At 51.3% G+C, this 24457-nt stretch carries 21 protein-coding genes; 16 read left to right on the forward strand and 5 right to left on the reverse strand.

Annotated elements, in window-relative coordinates; genetic code table 11:
* The coding region (locus tag B2R29_RS01265) for an ATP-binding protein (protein ID WP_301179429.1) at window positions 1-2296 on the reverse strand (2296 nt) is incomplete at its 3' end.
* Window positions 2297-2423: 127 nt separating this feature from the next.
* On the opposite strand from B2R29_RS01265, the gene cysM reads away from it, so the two are divergent.
* The 4 genes from cysM to mazG all read left to right on the forward strand — a co-directional run bounded on the left by cysM (window position 2424) and on the right by mazG (window position 7814).
* On the forward strand, window positions 2424-3329 hold the full coding sequence (cysM, locus tag B2R29_RS01270; RefSeq protein WP_301179430.1) for a cysteine synthase CysM: 906 nt from the start codon (window positions 2424-2426) through the stop codon (window positions 3327-3329).
* A gap of 96 nt (window positions 3330-3425) precedes the next feature.
* A complete protein-coding gene (locus tag B2R29_RS01275) occupies window positions 3426-4751 on the forward strand; it encodes an rRNA adenine N-6-methyltransferase family protein (RefSeq protein WP_301179431.1) in 1326 nt (441 codons plus the stop codon).
* A complete protein-coding gene (gene relA / locus B2R29_RS01280) occupies window positions 4751-6994 on the forward strand; it encodes a GTP diphosphokinase (RefSeq protein ID WP_301179432.1) in 2244 nt (747 codons plus the stop codon). Before B2R29_RS01275 ends, relA begins: the two co-directional genes overlap by 1 nt.
* A 1-nt stretch (window position 6995) precedes the next feature.
* A complete protein-coding gene (gene mazG / locus B2R29_RS01285; protein ID WP_301179433.1) occupies window positions 6996-7814 on the forward strand; it encodes a nucleoside triphosphate pyrophosphohydrolase in 819 nt (272 codons plus the stop codon).
* A gap of 66 nt (window positions 7815-7880) precedes the next feature.
* On the opposite strand, the gene B2R29_RS01290 is transcribed toward mazG, so the two are convergent.
* Window positions 7881-8213, reverse strand: coding sequence for a type 1 pili tip component (locus tag B2R29_RS01290; protein ID WP_301179434.1), 333 nt, complete (start codon window positions 8211-8213; stop codon window positions 7881-7883).
* Window positions 8214-8461: 248 nt separating this feature from the next.
* Between B2R29_RS01290 and ppc the strand changes: the two genes are divergently transcribed.
* The 6 genes from ppc (at window position 8462) to B2R29_RS01320 (ending at window position 15949) form a co-directional block, all read left to right on the forward strand.
* Window positions 8462-11095 carry a phosphoenolpyruvate carboxylase gene (gene ppc, locus B2R29_RS01295; protein ID WP_301179435.1) on the forward strand — a complete coding sequence of 878 codons (2634 nt, stop codon included), beginning with the start codon at window positions 8462-8464 and terminating at the stop codon, window positions 11093-11095.
* Between the two features lie 191 nt (window positions 11096-11286).
* Complete coding sequence (gene adk, locus B2R29_RS01300) at window positions 11287-11940, forward strand: adenylate kinase (RefSeq protein ID WP_297533234.1); 654 nt, start codon at window positions 11287-11289, stop codon at window positions 11938-11940.
* A 536-nt stretch (window positions 11941-12476) separates the two neighbouring features.
* Complete coding sequence (locus B2R29_RS01305) at window positions 12477-13511, forward strand: hypothetical protein (protein ID WP_301179436.1); 1035 nt, start codon at window positions 12477-12479, stop codon at window positions 13509-13511.
* 135 nt (window positions 13512-13646) lie between these two features.
* The gene (tsaB, locus tag B2R29_RS01310) at window positions 13647-14342 is read left to right on the forward strand and encodes a tRNA (adenosine(37)-N6)-threonylcarbamoyltransferase complex dimerization subunit type 1 TsaB (RefSeq protein WP_297533232.1); all 696 of its coding nucleotides are present in this window, start codon (window positions 13647-13649) and stop codon (window positions 14340-14342) included.
* A gap of 18 nt (window positions 14343-14360) precedes the next feature.
* Window positions 14361-15158: an undecaprenyl-diphosphate phosphatase gene (locus B2R29_RS01315; protein WP_301179437.1), complete on the forward strand. Its 798-nt coding sequence runs from the start codon at window positions 14361-14363 to the stop codon at window positions 15156-15158.
* Between the two features lie 89 nt (window positions 15159-15247).
* Window positions 15248-15949, forward strand: a complete 702-nt coding sequence (locus B2R29_RS01320) for a class I SAM-dependent methyltransferase (protein WP_301179438.1) — start codon at window positions 15248-15250, stop codon at window positions 15947-15949.
* Here B2R29_RS01320 and plsB read toward each other — a convergent pair.
* Both plsB and B2R29_RS01330 read right to left on the reverse strand, forming a co-directional pair.
* Window positions 15946-18396 (reverse strand): glycerol-3-phosphate 1-O-acyltransferase PlsB, encoded by a 2451-nt coding sequence (plsB, locus tag B2R29_RS01325; RefSeq protein WP_301179439.1) that lies wholly within the window; start codon window positions 18394-18396, stop codon window positions 15946-15948. The two genes, B2R29_RS01320 and plsB, sit on opposite strands and share 4 nt — an antisense overlap.
* Before the next feature lie 81 nt (window positions 18397-18477).
* Window positions 18478-18708 carry a SlyX family protein gene (locus B2R29_RS01330; protein WP_301179440.1) on the reverse strand — a complete coding sequence of 77 codons (231 nt, stop codon included), beginning with the start codon at window positions 18706-18708 and terminating at the stop codon, window positions 18478-18480.
* Between the two features lie 150 nt (window positions 18709-18858).
* On the opposite strand from B2R29_RS01330, the gene B2R29_RS01335 reads away from it, so the two are divergent.
* Complete coding sequence (locus tag B2R29_RS01335) at window positions 18859-19350, forward strand: cold shock domain-containing protein (protein WP_301179441.1); 492 nt, start codon at window positions 18859-18861, stop codon at window positions 19348-19350.
* 251 nt (window positions 19351-19601) lie between these two features.
* On the opposite strand, the gene B2R29_RS01340 is transcribed toward B2R29_RS01335, so the two are convergent.
* Window positions 19602-20372, reverse strand: a complete 771-nt coding sequence (locus B2R29_RS01340) for an inositol monophosphatase family protein (protein ID WP_301179442.1) — start codon at window positions 20370-20372, stop codon at window positions 19602-19604.
* Between the two features lie 152 nt (window positions 20373-20524).
* Between B2R29_RS01340 and B2R29_RS01345 the strand changes: the two genes are divergently transcribed.
* The 5 genes from B2R29_RS01345 to ndk all read left to right on the forward strand — a co-directional run bounded on the left by B2R29_RS01345 (window position 20525) and on the right by ndk (window position 24407).
* Window positions 20525-21295 (forward strand): RNA methyltransferase, encoded by a 771-nt coding sequence (locus B2R29_RS01345; protein ID WP_301179443.1) that lies wholly within the window; start codon window positions 20525-20527, stop codon window positions 21293-21295.
* Window positions 21292-22086 carry a serine O-acetyltransferase gene (gene cysE, locus B2R29_RS01350; protein ID WP_084188495.1) on the forward strand — a complete coding sequence of 265 codons (795 nt, stop codon included), beginning with the start codon at window positions 21292-21294 and terminating at the stop codon, window positions 22084-22086. The genes B2R29_RS01345 and cysE overlap by 4 nt, the downstream gene beginning before the upstream one ends.
* 76 nt (window positions 22087-22162) lie before the next feature.
* Entirely contained in the window at window positions 22163-22660 is a 498-nt protein-coding gene (iscR, locus tag B2R29_RS01355) for a Fe-S cluster assembly transcriptional regulator IscR (protein ID WP_301179444.1), read from the forward strand.
* A 56-nt stretch (window positions 22661-22716) separates the two neighbouring features.
* Window positions 22717-23880, forward strand: coding sequence for an aminotransferase class V-fold PLP-dependent enzyme (locus B2R29_RS01360; RefSeq protein WP_301179445.1), 1164 nt, complete (start codon window positions 22717-22719; stop codon window positions 23878-23880).
* A 101-nt stretch (window positions 23881-23981) separates the two neighbouring features.
* A complete protein-coding gene (gene ndk, locus B2R29_RS01365) occupies window positions 23982-24407 on the forward strand; it encodes a nucleoside-diphosphate kinase (protein WP_301179446.1) in 426 nt (141 codons plus the stop codon).
* Window positions 24408-24457: the final 50 nt, after the last annotated feature.

The raw sequence follows: 24457 nt of genomic DNA on the forward strand, positions 1-24457 counted from the left end.
AATCGCTGAAGCCATTGGCTATTAATGCCTGCCGTTCGTCTGACATCGCGTGAGCAGTCAGCGCAACGATAGGCAGGTTACGTTTGCCTGGTAGCTTACGAATGCGAGCGGTCGCTTCATTGCCTGACATTCCAGGCATCTGGATATCCATTAAAATCAAATCCGGACAGTCACGCGTCGCCATCGCAACGGCATCAAAGCCTGAGGGTGCCTGTAGGGTGTTTACGCCTAATTCATTCAGTAACGTTACTGCCAGCTTGAGGTTAGCTTCGTTGTCGTCGACGGCCAGAACGGTGGGCACTTCCTGCGGCGTTGGCGTATCCGGTGCCGCAAGTGGTTCTACGTTGTGACCGCACAGCTGCAATACCTGCCTGACCAATTGAGTCTGTGTATAAGGTGCTGTAAGGAGCGGTGTTGTCAGCGATGCACTCATACGTTCTGGCAGAGCATTTCTGCTGATATTCAGCACGGGAATTCCTTTACCGGAACAGATTGTCATCCATTCTTCCATGCCGCCCTGACTGATCATCTGGCGATCGCAGAAAATGATAGCAACGTCGGTCTTCTTCTCGCCGCAGGTGACCGGAACTTCGTTGGGGCTATGATATTCCTTCAGGGTTGCTCCGCGTTTCTCGAGCAGCTCAATGGTGTCGCGTGATGGTGCACCGCTCGGATTGATCAGGGCAATTTTGCAATCGGCCAGAGACTGTGGGAGTTGAGCATTTTCTTCATCGATTTCTGCTTCGATGGTAAACGAGAACGTCGACCCTGCGCCTTCGTCACTGTGCACTCTGATATCGCCTCCCATTGCCTCGACAAGGGCTCGGGAAATAATCAGACCTAGCCCTGTTCCGCCATACTGACGGGCGATTCCTGGGTCTGCCTGGGAAAATGCCTGGAATAACCGTGCTTGTTGTTCTGAGCTGATACCGATACCGGTATCAGCGACATCGAATTGGATGCTGATATGCCCATTCTTTTGTTGAATAGGAATCACACTGATCGAGACGCCGCCTTCGTGAGTAAACTTCACTGCATTGCTGCAAAGATTGGTGAGTACCTGTTTGAGACGTAAACGGTCAGACACGATCAGATCAGGCATATCCGGCGAAATATACTGATAAACCTCAATGCCTTTTGAATATGCATTCGGTGTCAGTACCTGCAGAACCTCTTCAACGAGGTCGCGAAGGTCGAAATTTTCCGCTTCAAGAATCAGCTTGCCGGCATCAATTTTGGACAGGTCGAGAATATCGTTAATGATATTAAGAAGATCTTCTGATGATCTGCGAATCGTGTCGACGTATTCGCCCTGACGCTCATTTACCTGAGTTCGGGCGAGAAGATCTGAGAAACCAATAATACCGTTGAGAGGCGTTCTGATTTCATGAGACACGTTGGCAAGAAACTCGGATTTTGTGCGGCTGGACTCAAGGGCATTACGGTGCTCAATCATCAATTCGTGGTTACGGATTTCCAGTTCGTCGATGGTTTCCTGACTTTCTCTGGCCGATTGCTCCATCGAATGCTGGTGCTCGATATTCGCACGCTGAATGGCGGCAGCCATGGCATTCACACCCGCCGCGAGGTCCTGGAGCTCTCCGGTTGAATTTACGTGAATACGAGTATCCAGTTTTCCACCGCGGATTTCATTCAGTGCGTTCAGAATATCCTGAACCGGATCAGAAATGTTCCGGCTGATGCGAATGGCGAAAAATGATCCCAGTAACAGGACGAAAGCGATGATGGACAAAGAAGAGGCGAGCAACTGGTACTGCATTAATCGGGTATTGCTATTCGACAGCTCGATTTCTGCCCACCCAAGCAGGCGCAATTCGGTATCTTGCGTTTGAGCATAAAATTGCTCGGTCAGCTGATCTGAGATTACCAGGTTTTGCGCAAAAATCGGGGCCTTTACCCGAACTGAGCCCGTTGTTGTCGCGAGCTGTAGCTGGTTTTCTTTCAGCTCTGTGGCACTGATCCGGTCAGTGATCATGCGTGGCCCTGAATGAGCCAGAAGGTTCATATCCTGATCAAACAGATTGACCGCACGTACATCACGCTCTTCAAGCATGTTGTTGGCAATGTTCTGGAGAATGCCTGTGTTACCGGTCATAACGCCGTACTCACAGGTGGGCGCCAGTTGTTTGCCCATGGCAAGGGCACGTGCTTCGAGCAGGTCGCTCAGGTCGGTCGCCCGACCAACGATGAAGAACATCCCAAGGACCAGCGATACCATGACACCGGGTAAGAGTGCCATCAGAAGGATGCGATTGCGGATGCTCCAGTTATTCATACGGGCGTGTCTGATAAAAATCCCAGAATATAGGTCGGACTGTCGCGGTGCAAATCTGACATGCACTACCTCCGCCTCTTAGTTAGAATAGCGCGCCATACGTATACGCCTGATTACCGGAGTCCTCATGACAGATCCTCTTTATCCTACCATCGCAGACTGTGTTGGTCAGACGCCTCTGGTTCGTCTTCAGCGGATGCTGGATACCGACAATGGCAGTCAGGTTCTGCTCAAACTTGAAGGCAACAATCCCGCAGGGTCAGTCAAGGATCGTCCGGCGCTGTCGATGATTCAGCAGGCTCAGGCGCGTGGCGATATATCTCCGGGAGATACCTTGATTGAGGCGACCAGTGGTAATACCGGTATAGCACTGGCAATGGCGGCAGCCATCATGGGCTACCGGATGATTCTTATCATGCCAGATAACGCCACCATGGAACGTCGCTGGTCGATGGAGGCCTATGGTGCTGAGCTGATACTGGTTTCGAAAGAAGAAGGTATGGAGGGGGCTCGTGACCTTGCGCTTAAGATGGAAAGCGAAGGCAAAGGTGTTGTATTGAATCAGTTCGGCAACCTGGATAACCCCGAAGCGCATTACCATGGTACAGGGCCGGAAATCTGGCAGCAGACCCACGGTAGGGTTACGCACTTTGTCAGCTCCATGGGTACAACCGGAACAATCATGGGCACATCACGTTACCTCAAGGAACAGAATCCAGATATTCAAATTATTGGCCTTCAGCCTTCGGACGGTGCAGCTATTCCGGGAATACGTCGCTGGCCGCAGGAATATTTGCCGACGATTTTTGACAGTCAGCGTGTAGATACGTTGAAGGATATCAGTCAGGATCTCGCTGAAAACACCATGCGTGAATTGGCGCGACGGGAAGGGATTTTTTGTGGCGTCTCGTCTGGTGGTGCCGTGGCCGCCGCACTGGATATCGCGCGCTCTCATGAGGGAGCCACTGTCGTAGCGATCGTCTGTGATCGGGGTGATCGTTACCTGTCGTCAGGTGTTTTTGCGACCTCTTGAATCAATGAAAAACGCCCCAATTTAGTGCTTCACGAGAATATCTGCCTCAGGCATTGATGCGGTTTTACTGAACGAACAACAACGGATGGAAGACGTGTGAAGCAGTCAGGAAAGGGCCGTGAACTCAGCCTGATCATCGACAACCTGAATTCTGAAGGGCAGGGAGTTGCCCGTTCCGGGCGCGATGTCTATTTTGTGCCGGGTGCATTGGTCGGGGAAAAAGTCCGGGTGCGCATGCTCGAGCGCAGTAAGAAAATATGGCACACCCAGCTTCTGGCCATCGAAGCAGACGAGGCTGAAGCCCGTCGCCCCGCGGATTGCCCTCACTACCAGCGCTGTGGTGGATGTGACCTGCAGCATATGCAGTACGATGCGCAGGTGCAGTTCAAACAGAGCCGGGTCGAGCGTGAATTCGGCCGCCAGAAAGTAACGGTTGATACCTGGGCCGCGCCTCTGGTCAGCGAAGAGTGGCACTACCGACGCAAGGCGCGTCTGGGGGTTCGCTTCAGCAAAGAACAACAAAAGAATTTCATCGGTTTTCGGGAGGCAGCAAGCTCGCATCTCACTGACATAGACCGGTGCATCGTACTGCCTGATCATCCGGCTCTGAACTGGTCAGAGTGGCGGCGCATTATCGGTTCTCTGGAATCGGCTTCTCTGATAACTCAGATTGAACCGCTCTGGGCTGATAGTGCTCTGGTGTTTATTCTCCGCGTTCTCAAGCCTCTCTCAACCAATGATCAGCGAGTCTTGGTTCAGGCGTTTGAAGACTGGCAGACCACATCGGATTTACCTTTGCAGGTATGGGTCCGCACCGAGAAACATGCCGCCCCTGTGGCTTTGTGGCCAGCAACTCCCGCAGACATCTGGCACGAAGTCGATGGCTTAAAGCTGCGTATTCAGGCCGATGACTTTATACAGGTGAATCGTTCCATTAATCAAAGCATGGTGGCACAGGCTCTCGAGTGGCTGGAACCGGCGCAAGATGAGCAGATCTGGGACCTGTTTGCGGGTCATGGAAACTTCTCAATGCCGCTCGCTAAACGCTGTAAACATGTTATTGCAGTAGAGGGCCAGCAGGCGATGACAGACAGCCTTCAGGCGCAAGCAGAGAAATTGGCCCTTTCTTTGCAAACCAAGTGTGCTGATTTATCGGCATCAGGTACGCTCGAATCGTTAACCGAGCCTGATGCAGTGTTACTCGATCCGCCGCGCGCTGGTGCAGATACGGTCATGTCGGAATTGATTCGCAGACGAGTCGGCAGGATTCTTTATGTTTCCTGTGACCCTGCAACTCTGGCACGGGACCTCGCACAATTGTTACCCGCGGGTTATGAGGTTATTAAGGCAGGAATTATGGATATGTTCCCGCAGACGCATCATGTCGAAACCATGGTGCTACTGAAGTATCGGGGAAAATAATGGTTAAGGTACGCGAAGATCACCCACTGTTACACGATGGGTCTCTGGATATAGATCGTTGGTTAGAAGAGATTTCTCACACCTCTGATCTGCATAACCCAGAAGAACTGCGTGATGCATTGGAGCTGGCCAAAAAGCTGTCTGACGAGGCGATTGCAAATCGCACTTACTGGTCAATTGATAGCGTCCAGATGGGTATCGAAATGGCGCAGACGTTAATTGATCTGCGTCTTGATAATGCATCGATCATTGCGGCGATTCTTTATCGTGCAGTCCGTGAAGGGCGTTTGGCACTGCAGAAAGTAGAGCGACAGTTCGGTGAAGAAGTCGCCAAATTGATTGAAGGTGTTCTGCGAATGGCTGCCATCAGCGCTATTCAGAACTCCAGCGATGAAGTCGTTCTTGGCCAGCGTCAGGCACAGGTCGATAATCTGCGCAAAATGCTGGTGGCGATGATTGATGATGTCCGTGTTGCGTTGATTAAACTTGCAGAAAGAACGTCGGCGATTCGCGCAGTAAAAGATGCGCCCGAGGAAAAACGACGTAAAGTCGCTGAAGAAGTTTTCAACATCTATGCACCTCTGGCACACCGGCTGGGGATCGGCCATTTAAAATGGGAACTGGAAGATCTCTCCTTTCGTTACCTGCAGCCAGATGCTTATAAGAAAATTGCTTCGCTGATTGACGAAAAGCGACTCGCGCGTCAGGACTATATTGACAACGTTGTTCAAACATTACGTGATGAGCTGAATGCGGCTGACATACATTGTGATGTCTACGGCAGAGCAAAACATATCTACAGTATCTGGCGGAAAATGAGCCGTAAGAATCTCGATTTTTCGAAGATTTACGATATTCGTGCAGTGCGCATTCTGGTGCCTGAACTCAGAGACTGCTACGCAACTCTGGGGATTGTTCACTCACTCTGGCGTCATATTCCGAACGAATTTGACGATTACATCGCGAACCCGAAAGAAAACGGATATCGGTCACTGCATACTGCAGTCATCGGGCCTGATGGCAAAGTTCTGGAAGTACAGATCCGCACCAATGCGATGCATGAAGACGCAGAGCTGGGTGTATGCGCGCACTGGCTTTATAAAGGCACAGACATCAACGCGAAAGATCAGGGGTACGAACAGAAAATTGCCTGGCTGAGGCAGGTGCTTGAGTGGCAGGAAGATCTTGATGATTTACCTCGCTTCTTTGGCGAATTGCGTAGCGATATTAACCCGGACCGGATTTATGTATTTACTCCCGAAGGGCATGTAGTTGATTTGCCGACTGAGGCCACTCCTGTTGATTTTGCCTACCGTGTGCACACTGAGGTTGGAAATAAATGCCGGGGTGCGAAGGTTGATGGTCGTATCGTTCCGCTGACCTATCGTCTCAATACGGGCGAGCAGGTCGAGATTCTGACACACCCGGCAGCGCACCCTAGTCGGGACTGGCTGTATCCTGATTCAGGATACATACATACAGCGCGTGCACGGGCAAAAGTAGCGCACTGGTTCAAGCTTCAGGATCGCGACAAAAATATTGAAGAAGGGCGCCAGCTGGTGCTGCATGAAATGGATCGCCTGGATCTCGTCGATGAGCCGCTTCATGACGTTGCCCGCCAGTTGAATATGAAGGCCGTTGAAGACATGTTTGCCGCCGTCGGTGCAGGTGACCTGCGTCTCGGGCAGATTATTCATCAGTTGCTCAAACAAGCGGATACCAATACGCACCGCCAGCAGGAATTGCCCCTGCTGCGTCGGCACGAAGCCTCGAAATCAGATGCCGCCGACGACGTATTTATTGAAGGCGTTGGTAATCTCATGACTCAGATGGCGCAGTGCTGCCATCCGGTACCGGGGGATGATATCCGTGGCTATGTCACGATAGGGCGCGGAGTGACTGTCCACCGTAGTGATTGCGAAAATCTCCTGCATCTTGCAGCGATGGAATCCCGGCGTGTGCTGCAAGTGAGTTGGGGGCGTCGTCCTGGCAAATTGTATCCGGTGGAGATGGTGATCAGTGCCTATGACCGGACCGGTCTGCTGAGTGATGTCAGTGCGTTGCTCGCCAATGAAAAAGTGAACGTCGTTGCAGTGAATACGCGCTCCGACCAGGGTGATAATACGGCGTCCATGAGTCTCACCGTGGAAGTTGATAGTCTCGAGCGTCTCGCTCGGGTGATGAACAGAATCGAGCAATTGCCCAACGTCGTAAAAACACGGCGCGTGCGGGCAGGGGGCTGACGTGGCTTTTACTGTTCAGGATCTGACTTACGTAATGAGCCGCCTGCGCGATCCAGAGACGGGTTGCCCGTGGGATCTTAAGCAAAATTTTGCCTCGATATTGCCGCATACCCTTGAGGAAGCCTATGAGGTTGCTGACGCTATTGAGCGGCAGGATTGGCCACACCTTGAAGAAGAGTTGGGTGATTTGCTTTTTCAGGTCATCTTCTATGGTCAGATGGGCAGCGAGAAACGGTTGTTTACCCTCGGGAGCATCGTTGATCGTCTGGTTGCTAAGTTAATCCGGCGTCATCCCCATGTATTTCCAGAAGGTACGATTGAGAGTCAACGTGCCCCAGATGAAGTGCCCGATGAAGAGTGGATTAACCAGCGCTGGGATGAAATAAAAGCGGAAGAAAAGGCGCTGTCACCGCAGGTCAGTAAAACCACGTTGCTGTCCGATGTGCCCGTCACCTTGCCGGCCATTACACGGGCGGTGAAGCTTCAGAAAAAAGCCTCATCCGTCGGCTTTGACTGGCCTGAGAAAGATCCAGGCGTCGTAGACAAGATTCGTGAAGAGCTTGATGAAGTTATCGTCGAACTCGAAGCTGGGAATACGGAACTGCTGGAGAAAGAAATCGGTGACCTGCTGTTTGCTGTTGTGAATCTCGCCCGTCATCATAAAATAAATCCTGAGGTTGCTCTGAGAGGTACCAACGAGCGTTTTCAGAAGCGTTTTGATCATGTCGAGCAGGCCTCAGACCATGCCGGCGGTTGGGAAAACATGTCCGCTGACGACATGGATGCGGCTTGGCGACGAGCCAAGCAACTCAGCGACTGAATAACACGTCAGCGATGGGAAAAACATAAAGCAACTTCCCATCGCATCCCTTTTAATTGTGCTTGATCAGTGTCTGTCTCCAGACAGCACTTCACGATACTTTCGCGCTAATTCGAGAAAGCGAGGGGTAAGCCCAACATCTTCATACAGCGGGAATCCATCTTCGTCTTCAGCTACCACCTTATCGCCAGCGATGTAGGGGAAGCCCGACGCCATATCATCCAGGGCTGCGCTGATAAGATCCCGGAGAATCTGCTCTTTCGACATAGAAGGAAACATTTCCGCCAATGCCTCGATGCGAGCGGCATCGTTGACACTCAATGGCAATGAATAGCTTTCCTCTGTGAGTTCAGCCCCAAATTCAGAAGCCCAGTGTTGCATCAGTTCATTAACTTTCACGTCATACTCCTCACGCTATTGCCTATACTGTTCAGGCAGTAAAGTTATGGCAAAAGTTTCTGCTTTTTTCATCCTCTTCTGGAAACTTTGGCAGGGAAATAAATCTGAGCGGTGGCAAGCAACCGCAGTGGCCTTGAGTTTCCGCGGATTTAGCGCACACTGAAGTATCCACTTTTTACAATCTACTGACGCCGTCAGGGCAAAATCAGAACCGGTCTGCATACTATGAAGACCATAGGGAGATGATAATGAAAGAACTCGACGCGCTGCTTCGCGATAAAGTAAGAATGTTGGGAAACGCGCTGGGAAACACCATTCGTAATGATCTTGGCGAAGATACATTGGCGCAGATAGAAACGATCCGTAAACAGGCAAAGCGGGCCCGGACGGGGGATGAAGAAGAGCGGGATAAACTGCTGGGCCTGTTAAAAGGCCTGAGCGACGATTCCTTAGTCCCCGTGGTGCGGGGCTTTAATCAGTTTCTTAATCTGGCCAACCTGGCGGAACAGCAGCATGGTATCAGCTGGCGCAGAGAAGAAGCTGGCGAAGAGTCCACCGATACGATGTTTCCGGATCTGATAAAACGTTTAGTCGAAGCCGGTATTGAGGGTGACGATCTTACGTCCAAGGTTGCTGCGGCGAATGTTGAACTCGTACTCACCGCACACCCAACTGAAGTCACCCGCCGTACTCTGATTCAGAAATACGATGAGCTATCGCATCTCTTACAACAGCGTGATGATTTGCATGACGACCATCCATCTCTGGCGTCGATTGAAGAACGCATCTCTTGTTTAATTAACGAGATATGGCATACCGACGAAATTCGTAAGGTGCGCCCGACCGCCGTTGATGAAGCCAAGTGGGGTTTCGCGGTTATCGAGAACTCCCTCTGGTATGCCATCCCTGAAATGTTACGCAGCATGAACATTGACCTGATGGAAAGGGGAGCGCCTGCATTACCGTTGGACGCAGTACCTGTTCGCTTTTCGTCATGGATGGGGGGAGACCGGGATGGTAACCCAAACGTAACTTCAACAGTGACTGAGGAAGTTCTGTACCTTGCACGATGGATGGCCGCTGACCTCTATTTACGGGATATCGAACATCTCGGCAGCCAGTTATCTATGTATGCGGGCACAGCCCAATTCAAAGAAAAGTACCAGAGTCATGAGCCTTATCGTGAGTGTCTGCATGAGTTGAGAGCCCGGCTGGAAAATACTCGCGAATGGGCACAGGCAAATGTTGATGGTGAAGTTTGTGAGCTGGAGCCTTTGCTCGATGACGCTGAGTTGATCGAGCCTCTAAAAGCTTGCTACGACAGCCTTGTCGGATGTGGGCTGAAATCCATTGCCGATGGTGACCTGCTAGACACGTTACGTCGGTGTGCCTGTTTCGGGCTTGCCCTCGTTCGTCTGGATGTGCGTCAGGAATCAACGCGACATAGCGCCGTGCTGGCCGAAATCTGCGATTTTTACAGTTGGGGTAACTACCTTGAATGGTCCGAAGAAAAGAAACAGGAGTTTCTATTAAAAGAACTGACATCGCGACGTCCATTGATACCAGAATTCTGGGAGCCGTCAGATGAAGTTGCTGAAGTTCTGGCGACGACCAGAGTACTCGCTCAGCCGATCGGTCGCGGGGTGTCCTGTTATATTATTTCGATGGCCAGTGAGCCGTCTGATATTTTATCCGTTGCACTGTTATTAAAGTCTTCGGGTGTCCGGCACAACCTGCCTGTCGTCCCTCTTTTTGAAACCTTATCTGATCTTGAACAGTCCGGCCCGAGAATGGAAAAGCTGTGGCAGGTTCCATGGTACAGAGAATACAGCCAATGTCGTCAGCAGGTCATGATCGGTTATTCAGATTCATCGAAGGATGCAGGCCAGCTTGCTGCCGTTTGGGCGCAGTATCAGGCACAGGAAATTCTGTCCCGGGTCGCCGATGAACAAGGGTACTCGCTGCGATTGTTTCATGGCCGGGGGGGAACCGTTGGTCGTGGCGGCGGCCCGGCGCATCGGGCAATTCTTGCTCAACCTCCAGGGTCGGTGCGTGGCGGTCTGCGGGTGACCGAACAGGGTGAAATGATACGATTTAAGTTCGGTCTTCCCGAAATTGCGGAGCGGAATCTGAAAATTTATATATCCGCCGTACTCGAAGCTAACCTGTTACCCCCTCAAGGACCCGTTAAGGAATGGCGCGATACCATGAGTGAGCTAGCGGGCGTTGGTGTTGACTCTTATCGTGCCATGGTTCGGGATAACCCTGATTTTGTGAGTTATTTCCGCGCTGCTACGCCTGAGCAGGAGCTTGGAAAGTTATCACTCGGAAGTCGTCCGGCAAGACGACGTTCTGGTGGAGGTATCGAAACCCTGCGTGCGATCCCATGGATTTTTGCCTGGACACAGATCCGTTTAATGTTGCCCGCCTGGTTGGGGGCAGACAGTGCTTTGGAAGACCAGATTCACCGGGGCAAGCTGTCTACCTTACGGCAGATGTACTGTGAGTGGCCATTTTTCAGAACCTACATAGATATGCTGGAAATGGTCTTGTCGAAGGCGGATGCCGCGATTGCCGCGTATTACGAAGCCTTGCTGGTTGAGCCCGATATGCAACCGCTCGGAAGCCTGTTGCGGCAGCGTCTCGGTGATGTGACGGTACTGGTTCTGCAGGTTAAGGAGCAAAGCGAATTATTAGAGCACAATCAGAGTCTGCAGCAGTCGATGCAGGTCCGTGATCCATATACCGATCCTCTGCACTATCTTCAGGCCGAGCTGCTCTATCGTGAGCGTCAGTCCGCTGATGTGGTCAGTACAGAAGTAGAGAAAGCGCTCATGGTTACCATGGCGGGCATTGCTGCTGGGATGCGTAATACGGGCTGATTGCCCGTGTTCTCTGGCTCTCAGAAGGCCCCGACCAAGGTTGTGCTGGTTGTACAGGTGATTTCATCTAGAATCACTTGAGCAATAGCTGGCTAAAGAGTAAGGTTAGGCCTATTTTTCTCTCTGGCTGATCAAATATTGAACAATAATGAACAGTCCAGTACCGATTTTGTTTATCGAGGAGCAGGCTCATGCGCGTCATTCTTCTAGGGGCTCCGGGTGCGGGTAAAGGTACCCAGGCCCAGTTCATCTGTGAAAAATTCTCAATTCCCCAGATTTCAACCGGGGATATGCTGCGAGCTGCAGTAAAGGCAGGCAGTGAGCTTGGCCTTAAAGTGAAAGAAATTATGGAAACAGGTGGCCTGGTATCTGACGAGATTATTATTGATCTGGTTAAAGAGCGTATCCAATCTGACGATTGCGCCAATGGTTTCCTGTTTGATGGCTTCCCGCGTACGATTCCTCAGGCTGAAGCCATGATCGAAGCCGGTGTTGATATCGACTACGTTGTCGAGATCGATGTCGATGACGAAGAAATTGTTAAGCGTCTGAGCGGCCGTCGCGTTCACCCGAATTCAGGTCGTGTGTACCACGTGATTTATAACCCTCCAGTAAATGAAGGGAAAGATGACGAAACTGGTGAAGATCTGATTCAGCGCGATGACGATCAGGAAGACACTGTGCGTAAGCGTTTATCAATCTATCATGAGCAGACCGCTCCATTGGTAAGCTTCTACAAGAAGCTGCGTGAAGAGAAGGGCGAATCAGCTCCAGAATACGTTCATGTTCCAGGTGTAGGTTCTTTGTCTGACATCACTGAAAAAGTTACGAGCGCTTTAAGTTAAGTTCTCAAATAACTCTAATGAAAGGAGCCGCAAGGCTCCTTTTTTGTTTCTATAAATTAATACCCGAATAAGAAATAAAGTTCAGCCGGTGTTCCTGTTGCGCTTAATTCGCTCTTCCTCTTACCGACTTCCTTCCAGAAATTTTCAATTCATATGGCCATTATTGATCCATCAACCATGTGTTAATGATTCATAGTCTCCGGGATAAATCTCGATTAGCCGAAGATTCATTGAAACTGACACCCGATAGATGGCGTCGGGAACTCAGCCGGATTTTGTTCTCTAATTAACGGTATGGGCCCTGAAATTTCACTCATTTGGGCCAGATATGCATTCTGCATTTAAAAAATCGAGGATTTTTTTGTTTTTTTTATGAAAAATACTATTATTCCGTCGGTTACTTTATATACTGTATTGAAGTATGAAGATTTACTTATGTGAATTATCACTACTAAGTAAGTCCACAACGAATCGGGGATTCACTGATTATCAGCCCCACCGCTTTTATAAACAGGTAAGTAAAAGAGGAAATACCTATGGCTAAAACTAAAGCACCTGCCAAGCGCGGCCGGAAGCCTGCGGCGAAAAAGCCGGTTGAGTCTGCGGTACCTGCTGCTGTTGCAAAGGCAACGAACGCCGTTGAAAAAGCGGTGGCAGCTCAGTCCAAGCAGAAAGAACGTGTCACTGCCGCTGAAACCAAGCTGAAGCAAGCAAAAGTGAAAGCTGCTGGTCCAAAGGCCACTGCCGCGACTAAGCGCTCAGTAGCGACTGCTACTAAGGCGGTCAAAACTCAGAAAGAGAAACTCTCTGAATTGACGCAGAAGGTTGCTGAAGCCAAGAAAGACCTCAAAATTGCAGAACTGAAAGCCCGCATTGAAGCGACTGCTGCGAAGGCTGAAGAAACTGTTAAAAGTTATGCTAAGACACTGGCTGATAAAGCAGAGGCCGATCTCGAGAAAGCTCTGACTAAATTTGCTACTCAATGGCGTAGCAAGCGCGATAAACAGGACGCCCGTAAAGTTAAAGCTCGCACTACCGCTGAGAACAAAAAGGTATCTGCTGCCTCTAAGAAAGTAGAATCATCAATTAAATCGCTCGAAGCTAAGCCAGCGGCGAAGCGTGGTCGTCCTGCTAAGGCATCTGCGCCAGCGAAAGCAAGCACGGCGCCGAAGAAGCGCGGTCGTCCAGCTAAGGCAACCACTGCTGCAAAAGCCAGTACCACTGCCGCACCGAAGAAACGTGGCCGTCCAGCTAAAGCGACTACAGCAACTAAAGCGACTAAGGCAGCTACCACTGCGGCACCTAAGAAGCGCGGCCGTCCAGCTAAAGCTACGACAGCCAAAGCGGCACCTAAAAAAGCAGCAGCTAAGAAAACAGCAGCCGCTAAGCCGTCTGCGGCACCGAAGAAGCGTGGTCGTCCAGCTAAGGCAGCGACGACAGCAGCTAAGCCAGCGGCGCCGAAAGCAGCGCCAAAGAAGCGTGGTCGTCCACCTAAGGCGGCAGCAGCTAAGCCAGCAGCGCCAGCACCTGCTCCGGCTGCTGAAGAGAAGAAAGATTCTTCAGAATCTTAATTCTCCGCTTTGTGAAAGAACCCGGCTCGTCCGGGTTTTTTTATGCCTGACGTTCCTCGCTGTCCGACAGTGAGCTGCGGCATTCTCCCGCTGAATCCTGATATACTCCCCGCATCATTGATCGGTGGTATTCAAATGTCTGTAATTCTCACAATCGACGCATCTTCCTCACTCTGCTCTGTTGCGCTGAATATCAACGGCGAACTGGTCTGGAATACAGAAGAACAGCCAAGACGTCACGCCCAGCGTCTGCTCCCGATGATAGACGATATTCTGGCTGATTCAGGTATTTCCAGGCATCAGCTTGATGGTCTGGCGTTTGGTCGTGGCCCAGGGTCATTTACCGGAATACGGATTGCCGTATCTGTGGCACAGGGGCTTGCTTTAGGATTAGATCTTCCTGTCTGTGGTGTATCGTCTCTTGAGACTGTAGCACTCGCTGCTGCTTCAAATGATGAGACTGCAAGCAAGGTGCTTGCGATTATGGATGCACACATGGGAGAGGTGTTCTGGGGGCAGTTCGACGTTATAGATGGAATGACTCAGGCCGGTGGTGTTGAGCAGGTGGGGTCACCGGAATTATGCCTGACGCAGGCAAGTGAATTCGGAGGGCTGCTTGCTGGTGATGGCCTCAGCTTAGCGCCTTTTAGTGAGTTGAATTCAGCATACGCAACGATTCAGCCGGAAGCTCGCATCATGGCAGCACTGGCGGACCGGGAATGGAATAATGGCAATTTCGGCTCACCCGATAATCAATTACCGGTATATCTGCGTAACTCTGTTGCATGGAAAAAGCTGGATGAACAGCCAAGCCTTCTGAAGCGAAATTAACATAGGAAGTTGTTACCCGTGGATCTACTCGAAATTATTGTCCTTGCAGTATTACAGGGCCTGACCGAATTTCTTCCAATCAGTAGCTCTGCGCATCTGATTCTGCCTTCCCGCATGTTGGGTTGGGAGGATCAGGGGCTCGCATTTGATGTGGCTGTTCATGTTGGAACACTCGCGGCTGTTATTGTCTATTTCCGTGCAGAGATTATACGTCTGTTACAGGGCTGGTTAACGACCGGCTTTACCCGACACCCCAATGCCGATGGGCGGCTGGCGTGGTACGTCGCGTTGGCAACTATTCCGGCAGGGCTTGCTGGTTTATTGCTGAACGACTGGATTGAGGTGAATCTTCGTTCTACGGCGGTAATAGCAGCGACTACCATAGGCTTTGGCATTCTTTTGGGGGTTGCGGACCGGGTCCGGCACGGCCGAGCAGGCTTAGGGGAGATCACACTCCTGATGGCGATGGTGATAGGCGTAGCTCAGATGTTCGCATTGATACCAGGCACATCACGGTCAGGGATTACTATTACGGCGGCACTTCTGATTGGTATGCAGCGGGTCGATGCGGCTAAGTTTTCGTTTCTTCTTTCTATCCCCCTTATTCTCGCCGCCGGTGGTTTAAAGACGCTGGAATTAGCCGAGCAGTCGACCGCTGTTGACTGGCAATCGCTGGTGCTGGGAATTGCTATCTCGGCAGTCAGTGCCTGGATTTGTATTTATTATTTTCTGGCGTTTATTAATCGGATCGGCATGATGCCATTTGTTATTTATCGATTAATTCTTGGCGCTATATTGCTTCTGTTTTTCGTATAGATATGACCCACATATACTGCGCTTCTGAATTAGTACCTCACTTACGCACGTTTGCCGATTCATTTGGGTTGACGATCGCGAGCGCAAAATTGCCTGAGGACCTTGAGTACCATCTTCACCATGATGGTCATGCCCTGGGATTGGTCCGTGCTGATGTGCCGAAAGCCAGAGTTTTTGTTGATTTCTGCGCTGGTGCTACGGCCCACAGGCGCAAATTCGGAGGCGGTAAAGGCCAGGATATTGCCAAGGCGGTCGGTGTCAGTTCGGCGTACATACCAACAGTGGTGGATGCGACAGCCGGGCTTGGCCGGGATTCTTTTGTGCTGGCAACGCTAGGCTGTCAGGTGACGGCCATTGAACGTCAGCCTGTCGTGGCCGCCTTACTTCAGGATGGACTGGAACGAGCGCGCACGGATGGCGAAGTTTCGGATATTGTTGGGCGTATTGATTTAATACATGCGTCCGCGCATCAATGGCTTGCTGCTCAGGCGAGTGCCTCCGTAGATATTGTGTATCTTGATCCTATGTTTGAACATGACCCGAAGAAGAAGGCGGCGGTCAAAAAAGATATGCAGGCGTTTAGAGAGGTTGTTGGTCAGGATGTCGATTCTGACGACCTGTTAGGTCCGGCACTGCATGCAGCACGCTGTAGGGTCGTTGTTAAGCGTGCCCGTAAGGCGCAACCCCTTGCCGGACGCAGGCCATCATACAGCATCACAGGTAAGTCTAATCGCTTTGATGTTTATGCTTTGGCCAGAGTGGAAGCTCCGGCCAGAGCTGTTCTGCTTTAAAGGCTTATGAGAATAGTCTGCCTCAGGTTGGCGTCCAACAGGTTTTCCAGGATCGCCATCAGCGGATTGAGATCTTCGTCGAAAGATAGAATGTCGTCCTCACCGCAGCTGATCATTCCACTCTCGATTAATTGACGGATAAGGGCACGGAACAGTGCTTTATCGAAAAACTCCGGCGCGTTTATCCCATACAGTAAGCTCAGACGTTGAGCCAGAAGTGTCGACTGCTCTTCCAGTTGTTGGGCTGTCAGGTTTCCACTGCCCTGGTGTTTCAGGCGGGAAATCGACAGAAAATAGCGTTGAAGCGTTTGTGAAATTGGATCGGCGAGGCTTTGCAGCATCGGCAGGTTGTCCCCATCAATGCGGCAATGATAGTGACCATCACTCGGCTCAAGATAACCACGTTTTTCCAGTACGTCCAGCCAGCTGTTAATTGCTTCTTCGAGCGTATCTTCTGTCCAGTGAAGGAAGAGTTCAGCCTTAAGGAAAGGGTACAAGGCCTGACAACTTTCGAGGATGTCTGCCTGTGTACAGCGGCGATTATTCAGTAGCAGGCAGGCGATTAATGATGGCAAAGCAATAATATGAAGAACATTGTTACGGTAATACGTAAGAGTGACTGCCTGGCGTTCGTTGGTCTGAATCAGGTCGCCCATATCATGTGAGCTGCGGGATACACAACCCAGCTCTTCTGCGTGGGCTAGCCAGTCGCTTGCGTGTCCGTCGGGCAGTACAGTCATGTCAGAGTATGGCACCATCGCCAGGAGGTCACGGTACGCTTCCATATGACGCATCAATTGATTTTCATCCATTGCCTGTCGTGGCGATGCCAGAATAGCGAGTGCGATCAGGTTAATAGGGTTGACCGATGCTGCCCGGTTTATTTCGGTGACTACCGTCGTTGCCAGTTCATCCACCAGTTCTGGAGCCCAGTCCGGTCGATAGTTGCACGCTTCGTAATCCTGATTACTCCAGCCAGGATGACGCTCTTCGAGGTAAGGCGACAGGTGAATAGGCTCGCCAAAGGTTACATTGACCTTACCGAACGATTTTTTAAAGGAGCGTAGCGTACCCAGTACATCAAGAAGACTTTCTTTTTTCTTCGCTTTTCCGCGCAGTTCGCCGAGGTAGCTTTTTTCTTCGAATACTTTTTCATAACCAGTATAAACAGGTACGAACACCATCGGCTTTTTAGAGTCGCGCAGGTAAGAACGCACGGTCATCGCAAGCATTCCAGCTTTTGGGCTGAGAGTCCGGCCTGTACGCGAGCGGCCACCTTCGACGAAATATTCTGACGAATATCCATGGGTAAATACCGAATGCAGGTATTCATCAAACACGGCTGCGTATAGGGGGTTGCCACGGAAGGTCCGACGCATAAAAAAAGCACCGCCACGACGAAGAATTGATCCGACGACAGGCATATTGAGGTTGATGCCCGCGGCAATCTGAGGGAGCTGCAGTCCATGGTGATAGAGAACGTAGGAGAGCAGGAGGTAATCAATATGGCTGCGATGGCAGGGAACATAGACGACAGTGTTGTCTTTGCCGACTTCTTTTACCTGCTCAATATTGTGAACAGCGGTTCCGTTGTAAATCTTATTCCATACCCAGGTCAGCAGGATATCCAGAAAGCGAACGTTGGTGTATGAAATATTCGACGCAATTTCATCGGCGTACTTGAGGGCGCGGCGTCTGAGCTTTTCGCGTTTCAGACCATTCTCTTTTATTTCGTCTTCAATGGCCTGGCGAACCATCGGGCGGTTCGGAATCTGATGGACGAGGGTACGTCGGTGAGAAAGCTCAGGGCCTAAAACCGATTTTGTCACTTTGCGATTGTGCACTCGTAACACACGGGCCAGTTTACGGGCGACCAGTTCAGGGGAGGTTTCTCCCGCCGCCAGTTCACGCAGGGACAAAGGTTCAGAGAAATGAACAAAGGTATTGCGCCCATTGAAAAGAATCGCAAACATCGTCATAACGCGACCGCCGAGGCTACCGGCATTTTGAAGCCAGATACGCAGGAATGAACGTTCGCGTTCGGGGGAGCGCCCCCACATTACCCGGACTGGCATGACCTGGATGTCGCGACTGTCATCCGCAAGCATCCATTCAGCTTGCCTTTTCAGGTGGCGAGGAATTGTCGCAAGTCCATCTTTGCGGAACGGGTTTCCGGGGCGTCGATAAATACCAAAATAAGGATTACCGGGTAGGGTACCGTTCAGTCTTTGTTGAAAAGGCGCTTGCCAACCACGCTCAGAAACTTCTTTGTTGATGACGATCTGCTCAGCGTAGGAAGGATAGAGCATTGCGTAAATGACCGGCTGGTCAGGGGCCAGTTTCACTTTATCTTTTTCGGCACCAATGATTTTCGTCTTGACCAGTTTATAAAGCAGCTTTTGCTGCCACTGATTGATTCGTATACGTAACTTTCGGATGACGCTCATAGATGAACCTGTAAAAAAGAACCACTTCAAGTCGCGGATTATATGTTATCCACGTGACAATTACTGGTGCTGCACAGCCAATTAATAGTGCGGTGGTGGCGGTTCGTCCGCTGGGTTGGCAATTCCACTGTCGTTTGACTGGATTTGCTCCATGCGTCGATACATATGTTGCAGTGCTTCTTTAGCTAACCGGAATTCGGCTGAAACGGTCGCGAGTTCCTGATTCAGAGTCTCTACCGTATCCTCGAGATATGCGATGCGCGTTTCAAGTTGAGTGACTCTTTCGGCCGCGGGCGGCAATTTATTTTCCATGATTGCAGTCTCTATGCGCTATCGTGTTGATTTTTTTGGTTAATTGGGCTTTCATAGCCCACTTGTCAATGGTCTGGGACGGTATTTTTACGTATATCGGGCATCCCGTCGCTGGCCGGCATAATAACAACGAGTGATTCGGGATAACACATGGGTAAGTTAATGGTTCGTAAATTAATCGTAGCAGTCATATTTGCAGTAATAGCGCCGTTTGTTGTTGTAGCGCTGATTGCAGGTCTGGCTAAAGATGTTCAACTGGCCAGCGGTGCTGTTGTCAGCTTTTCAACATTGCTGAATTCAGAGGGGATGGCAGTCGCACTGATTGTTATGGCGATTCTGGCATTCATCATCAGCTTTGTGTCAGCGCAGCTGGTTCCGGCGCGTCGTCGTCGTCAGCGTAGCAGTGGCACTATGGTCGAAAGTGATGTGGAAGACGGTCGTGAACGCGGTGTCGTTAAATGGTTCAACGTGAAAAAAGGCTTTGGCTTTATCACCTGGGACGAGGGCGAGGATGTGTTTGTCCATTTCCGCTCTATCCGTGGGCAGGGGCATCGCTCACTGACCGAAGGTCAGCGTGTTAAGTTCAGCGTTGTTCGCGGAGATAAAGGCCCTCAGGCAGAAGATGTATCAGCGATACGCTGAACCTGATGAGCATCAAAAAAGCGGCCTTGGCCGCTTTTTTTGTATCTGACATCAGCCTCATCAGAGGCTGTTATATTTTCTCTTGATGCAGAGAGAGTTCATCGCAGCTCTGCGACTCACATAGCCAGCAAAGCGTGATTTTCAGATGAGACCAGAGCATAGGCTTCCTCCTTTCTATAACTGGAGTATAGACAGGAGGTCCCATTGTGCTTCGGCATGACCTGAAAGTCAGGCTGTTGAGGTGATTGATCTCAGAGCTTCAGCAACGATTTCAGCAGGCGTGGATTGGCCACAGCAACATTCGCTGGGGCTGACACTCGGGGAGCACCATCGATGGCTGCGAGCAGACATCCAGCTTCAGAGGTCAGGAGTGTGCCGGCGTTCAGTGAAATGGCATCCAGGTCAGAAACCAGCGCTGCCTGGAAGCGGTCTGCCGCAACGTAGGCCATGGTCAGAATACCTGAGCCAATAGAGCGTACGTCGTAGTTTGATTCCATCAGGCGCATCACTTTGGCGCGTTGGTCGGCAGCGTTGTCGCTGAGTCCCATGGGCTGAGTGAATGCAGTAATGGCATCCGTCAGGGTAGTGACGCCACCGCAGCGGATACGGCGACCATTCAGCTGAGTACCACGACCACGCGAAGCACTGAACTCATCGCCGTTCATCGGGTTCAGAACTACGCTGTGCTCTGTACGGTCTTTGTGCAGACAATTGATGATGATAGCGAACGCCGGAATACCTACGCGGAAGTTAGCGAGATCATCGATCACACAGATTTGCCAAACGGGTTGGCCTTCTTTACCAGCATTAAAGCCTGTTTCGCGGCCTTCGAAGTTGTCGTCGGCAAGTGACTTTTTCAGCTCGAAAATAATGCTCTTCTCGAGACCAATGGTGCAGTCAGCAATAAACTTAGCTTTTTCCTGATCAGTACTCTGAGCAGCATCAAAACGGTCAAGACGACGAACCAGATCCTGACCGGCGTTGCGCGCAGCGCGCAGCGCCAGATTCACCATGGGTTGCATAGGGTATTCCTGTTGCTTTAAAGAACGTGAGGCAGGGCGACAGGCCTTGCCTCCAAAAATCGGCCGCGAAGTATAACAGCGTAAAACTGGTTGGCGAAGTCCCTTTTGCGCTACACTTTCCGCCTTTACATTCCTACCACGTCGGGTCTTACATGCTGAACAGAATCTGTGTCGTGATGGTTAACACCACACATTCCGGAAATATAGGTGCAGCGGCGCGGGCGATGAAGAACATGGGGCTGAGTCGCCTGCTCTTAGTCGACCCTATTGCCAGTATTGATGAAGAGGCAATTCAACGCTCTTCCCGTGCCGAAGATATTCTCCATAACGCTGAAATTCATCCGACACTCGAGAGCGCGATTGCCGGCTGTGGTCTGGTGGTTGGCACCAGCGCCCGGAGTCGCAGCGTCCCATGGCCCTTGATGACACCTCGTCAATGCGGGGAAAGGGTGGCTCAGGCTGCAGCTGCGGGCAATGATATTGCGCTCGTCTTTGGACGGGAAAGCCGGGGGCTTACCAACGAAGAGCTACATCTGTGTAATGCGCACGTACATATACCGACGGATGAAAGCTTTTCATCACTGAATGTGGCCCAGGCGATTCAGGTCATGGCCTATGAAATGCGCATCGCGCTGACTCAGGATGAGAGTTCAGGCGCGGGACAGCGCTGGGGTGTAGACTGGGATTATCCGATGGCAACGCATGATCAGTTGAACGGTATGTTGCAGCATATGGAGCAGACTCTGGTTGAGATTGGCTTCCTTGACCCCAATACTCCCAAGCAACTGATGACACGTGTGCGCCGGCTGTTTCAGCGGGCGGCTCCGGATCGCATGGAAATTAATATTCTCAGGGGCATGCTGGCGGCCATTCAACGGCGCACAGATGCCTCAGAGTCTGATGAAAAAGGGGATAAGGCTTGAGTATCCGTCAATTGCGCGAAGATATCGCATGTGTGTTCGACAGGGACCCGGCGGCACGGAATACCTTCGAGGTACTCACAACCTATCCGGGTGTCCATGCGATCATGCACTACCGCCTGGCCAACTGGTTATGGCGTCGTGGCCTGAAATGGTTCGCGCGTGTGCTTTCTACGTTCAGTCGTTGGATGACGGGAATCGAGATTCACCCGGGCGCAACCATTGGTAACCGCTTCTTCATTGATCACGGCATGGGCGTGGTGATTGGTGAAACCGCTGAGATTGGCGACGATGTGACCCTTTACCATGGTGTGACTCTTGGTGGCACAAGCTGGAATAAAGGTAAGCGTCACCCAACCTTGCACGATGGTGTTGTGGTCGGTGCAGGCGCTAAGGTGCTAGGCCCGATTACTGTAGGCGCTGACGCTCGTATTGGTTCTAACGCTGTGGTGACCAAGGATGTGCCTGAATCTGTCACTGTGGTGGGCATTCCAGGGCGTATTATCCGCAAGGCGAGTACGGATGCTGAGAACCGCCGGCGGGAAATGGCTGCGAAGATAGGGTTTGATGCGTACGGTATGACCGATGATATGCCCGACCCGATCGCGCGCTCGATCCACAACCTTATGGATCACATGCATCACGTCGATAAGAAAATCGACAATATGTGCCGTGCGTTGAGTAATCTGGGCGACCACAGTTGTGAGGATGCGCTTCCTGAGTTGGAAGAGGAAACCTTTGTCAGCCTGCATGAGCGCCTCGAAGCAGAACGAGAGAAGTCTTCCGGGGACTGACAAAAGCTTGCGCAAGATAGTTGACTGTTTTAGTCGGAGATACGCATAATCAGACCAGTACTAACGAGGTGAAACTATGCGTTTAACGACGAAAGGCCGTTATGCCGTAACAGCAATGCTCGACCTGGCCATTCATGCGCGTCAGGGACCGGTGAGTCTGAATGACATCTCCGGCCGTCAGGGGATCTCCCTGTCGTATCTCGAGCAATTGTTTGCCAAATTGAGACGCAATGGTCTGGTCTCCAGTGTTCGCGGCCCGGGCGGAGGCTATCAGCTGAGTCGTGACGATGCCGATATCAACGTCGCTGAGATTGTGGATGCGGTCAACGAATCCATGGACGCTACCCGCTGTAACCGCAAAGGGGATTGTCAAGATGGCGAAGAATGCCTGACGCACCATTTGTGGATGGACTTGAGCGATCAGATTCACAACTTTCTTAAGAATATATCCCTGTACCAACTTATCGAGCGTCGCGAAATCAAAGATATCGCCAGTCGTCAGGAGCGTGGTGTACGCGACCGTATCGACAGTCTCTTGATTACTGACAGCATGGATAACACCCGCTCGGCTTGACGCCGGAGATCCGCTGAGGACAATGCGCGTTAAAACCCTGTGATGCGGATACCGTAATGAAATCAATTTATCTCGACTACGCAGCGACGACTCCCTGTGCACCGGAGGTCGCTGACGCAATAGCAGCCTGTCTGACACTGGAAGGTAACTTTGCGAATCCTGCATCACGGTCACATCGTTATGGCTGGCAAGCGGAGCAGGCGGTAGAGACTGCTCGTGGTCAGGTGGCCAGTTTGATTGGTGCTGATACACGCGAGATCGTCTGGACATCCGGCGCGACAGAAAGCAATAATCTCGCGGTCAAAGGCTTTGTTGAGGCCCTTCGTCGCGAACAACCTCAAGCACCACTTCATATCATTACGTCTGCTATCGAGCATAAGGCAATTCTCGATACGGTTGCTTATCTTGAAGCATGGCACAAAGTGGATGTTACCTACCTTGCTCCCAACGCAGATGGCTTGATTCAGCCAACACAGGTGGCGGACGCTCTGACTGAGAACACCTGCCTTGTCACCCTGATGGCGGTCAACAACGAATTGGGAACGATGACCGATATCCCAGCGATAGCGAATATCCTTAAGCGCCACAAAGCGTTGCTGCATGTCGATGCCGCCCAGGCCGTTGGTAAGCTTGAGGTGAATGTGAACGACTGGGGCGTTGATATGCTGTCGGTATCAGCACACAAGTTTTATGGGCCCAAGGGGATCGGTGCTTTGTACGTGCGTCGTGATCCTCAGGTGCCACTAGTTAGTCAGATTCATGGTGGTGGTCACGAGCGCGGCATGCGCTCTGGCACCTTGCCAACGCATCAGTTGGTGGGCTTCGGCGAGGCGGCTCGTCTGGTCAGTGAGCAACTAGCGATGGATGAAGCACGTATCCGCGAGTTGCGAGATCGTCTGTGGGCTGGAATATCCGAACTCGGTGATGTTTGGATAAATGGACATCCTGAAGCACGGGTCGCCAATCACCTCAACGTAAGCTTTGCGGCTGTGGACGGTGAAATCCTGCTCGCCAGTCTGGCCAAGGTGGCCGTATCGTCGGGCTCTGCCTGCACGTCTGCCAGTGTTGAACCATCCTATGTTCTGAAGGCGATTGGACGTAGTGATCAGTTGGCCCATGCCGGTTTGAGATTGAGTGTGGGGCGCTATACCACAGAAGAGGAAATCGACTTCGCCATCACTGAGATTTCGCGTGTTGTGAGCCTGCTTCGTAAACAGTGAGTGAGTTGCGGCATCCTTTATACAACTTTCATAGAAAGGTGCGTATAATCCGCGGGTTTTGAACCCTAAACACACACAAATACCTACATTGGAGCTAAAAAATGGCTGTAGAACGCACTCTGTCCATCATCAAACCAGATGCTGTTGCTAAAAACGTAATCGGCGAAATCGTAACTCGCTTTGAAAAAGCTGGCCTGCAGGTTGTTGCTGCAAAAATGCTGAAGCTGGACGACGAAAAAGCTGGCGGTTTCTACGCTGAGCACAAAGAGCGTCCTTTCTTCGGTGATCTGGTTGGTTTCATGACTTCTGGTCCTGTTGTTGTTCAGGTACTGGAAGGTGAAAACGCGATCGCTAAGAACCGCGAATTGATGGGTGCGACTAACCCTAAAGAAGCTGACGCTGGCACTATCCGTGCTGACTTCGCTGAAAGCATCGATGCTAACGCTGTTCACGGTTCTGACTCTGCTGAGTCTGCAGCGCGTGAAATTGATTATTTCTTCAATGCTGAAGAAATCTGCGCACGCTAAGTGATGCAGTGGGGCAGTAGCAACGCTGGCTGCCCCGTTCACCCTGCCGG

The organism is Thalassolituus sp. UBA3500 (genome assembly GCF_002377545.1).
Taxonomy (GTDB): domain Bacteria; phylum Pseudomonadota; class Gammaproteobacteria; order Pseudomonadales; family Oceanobacteraceae; genus Thalassolituus.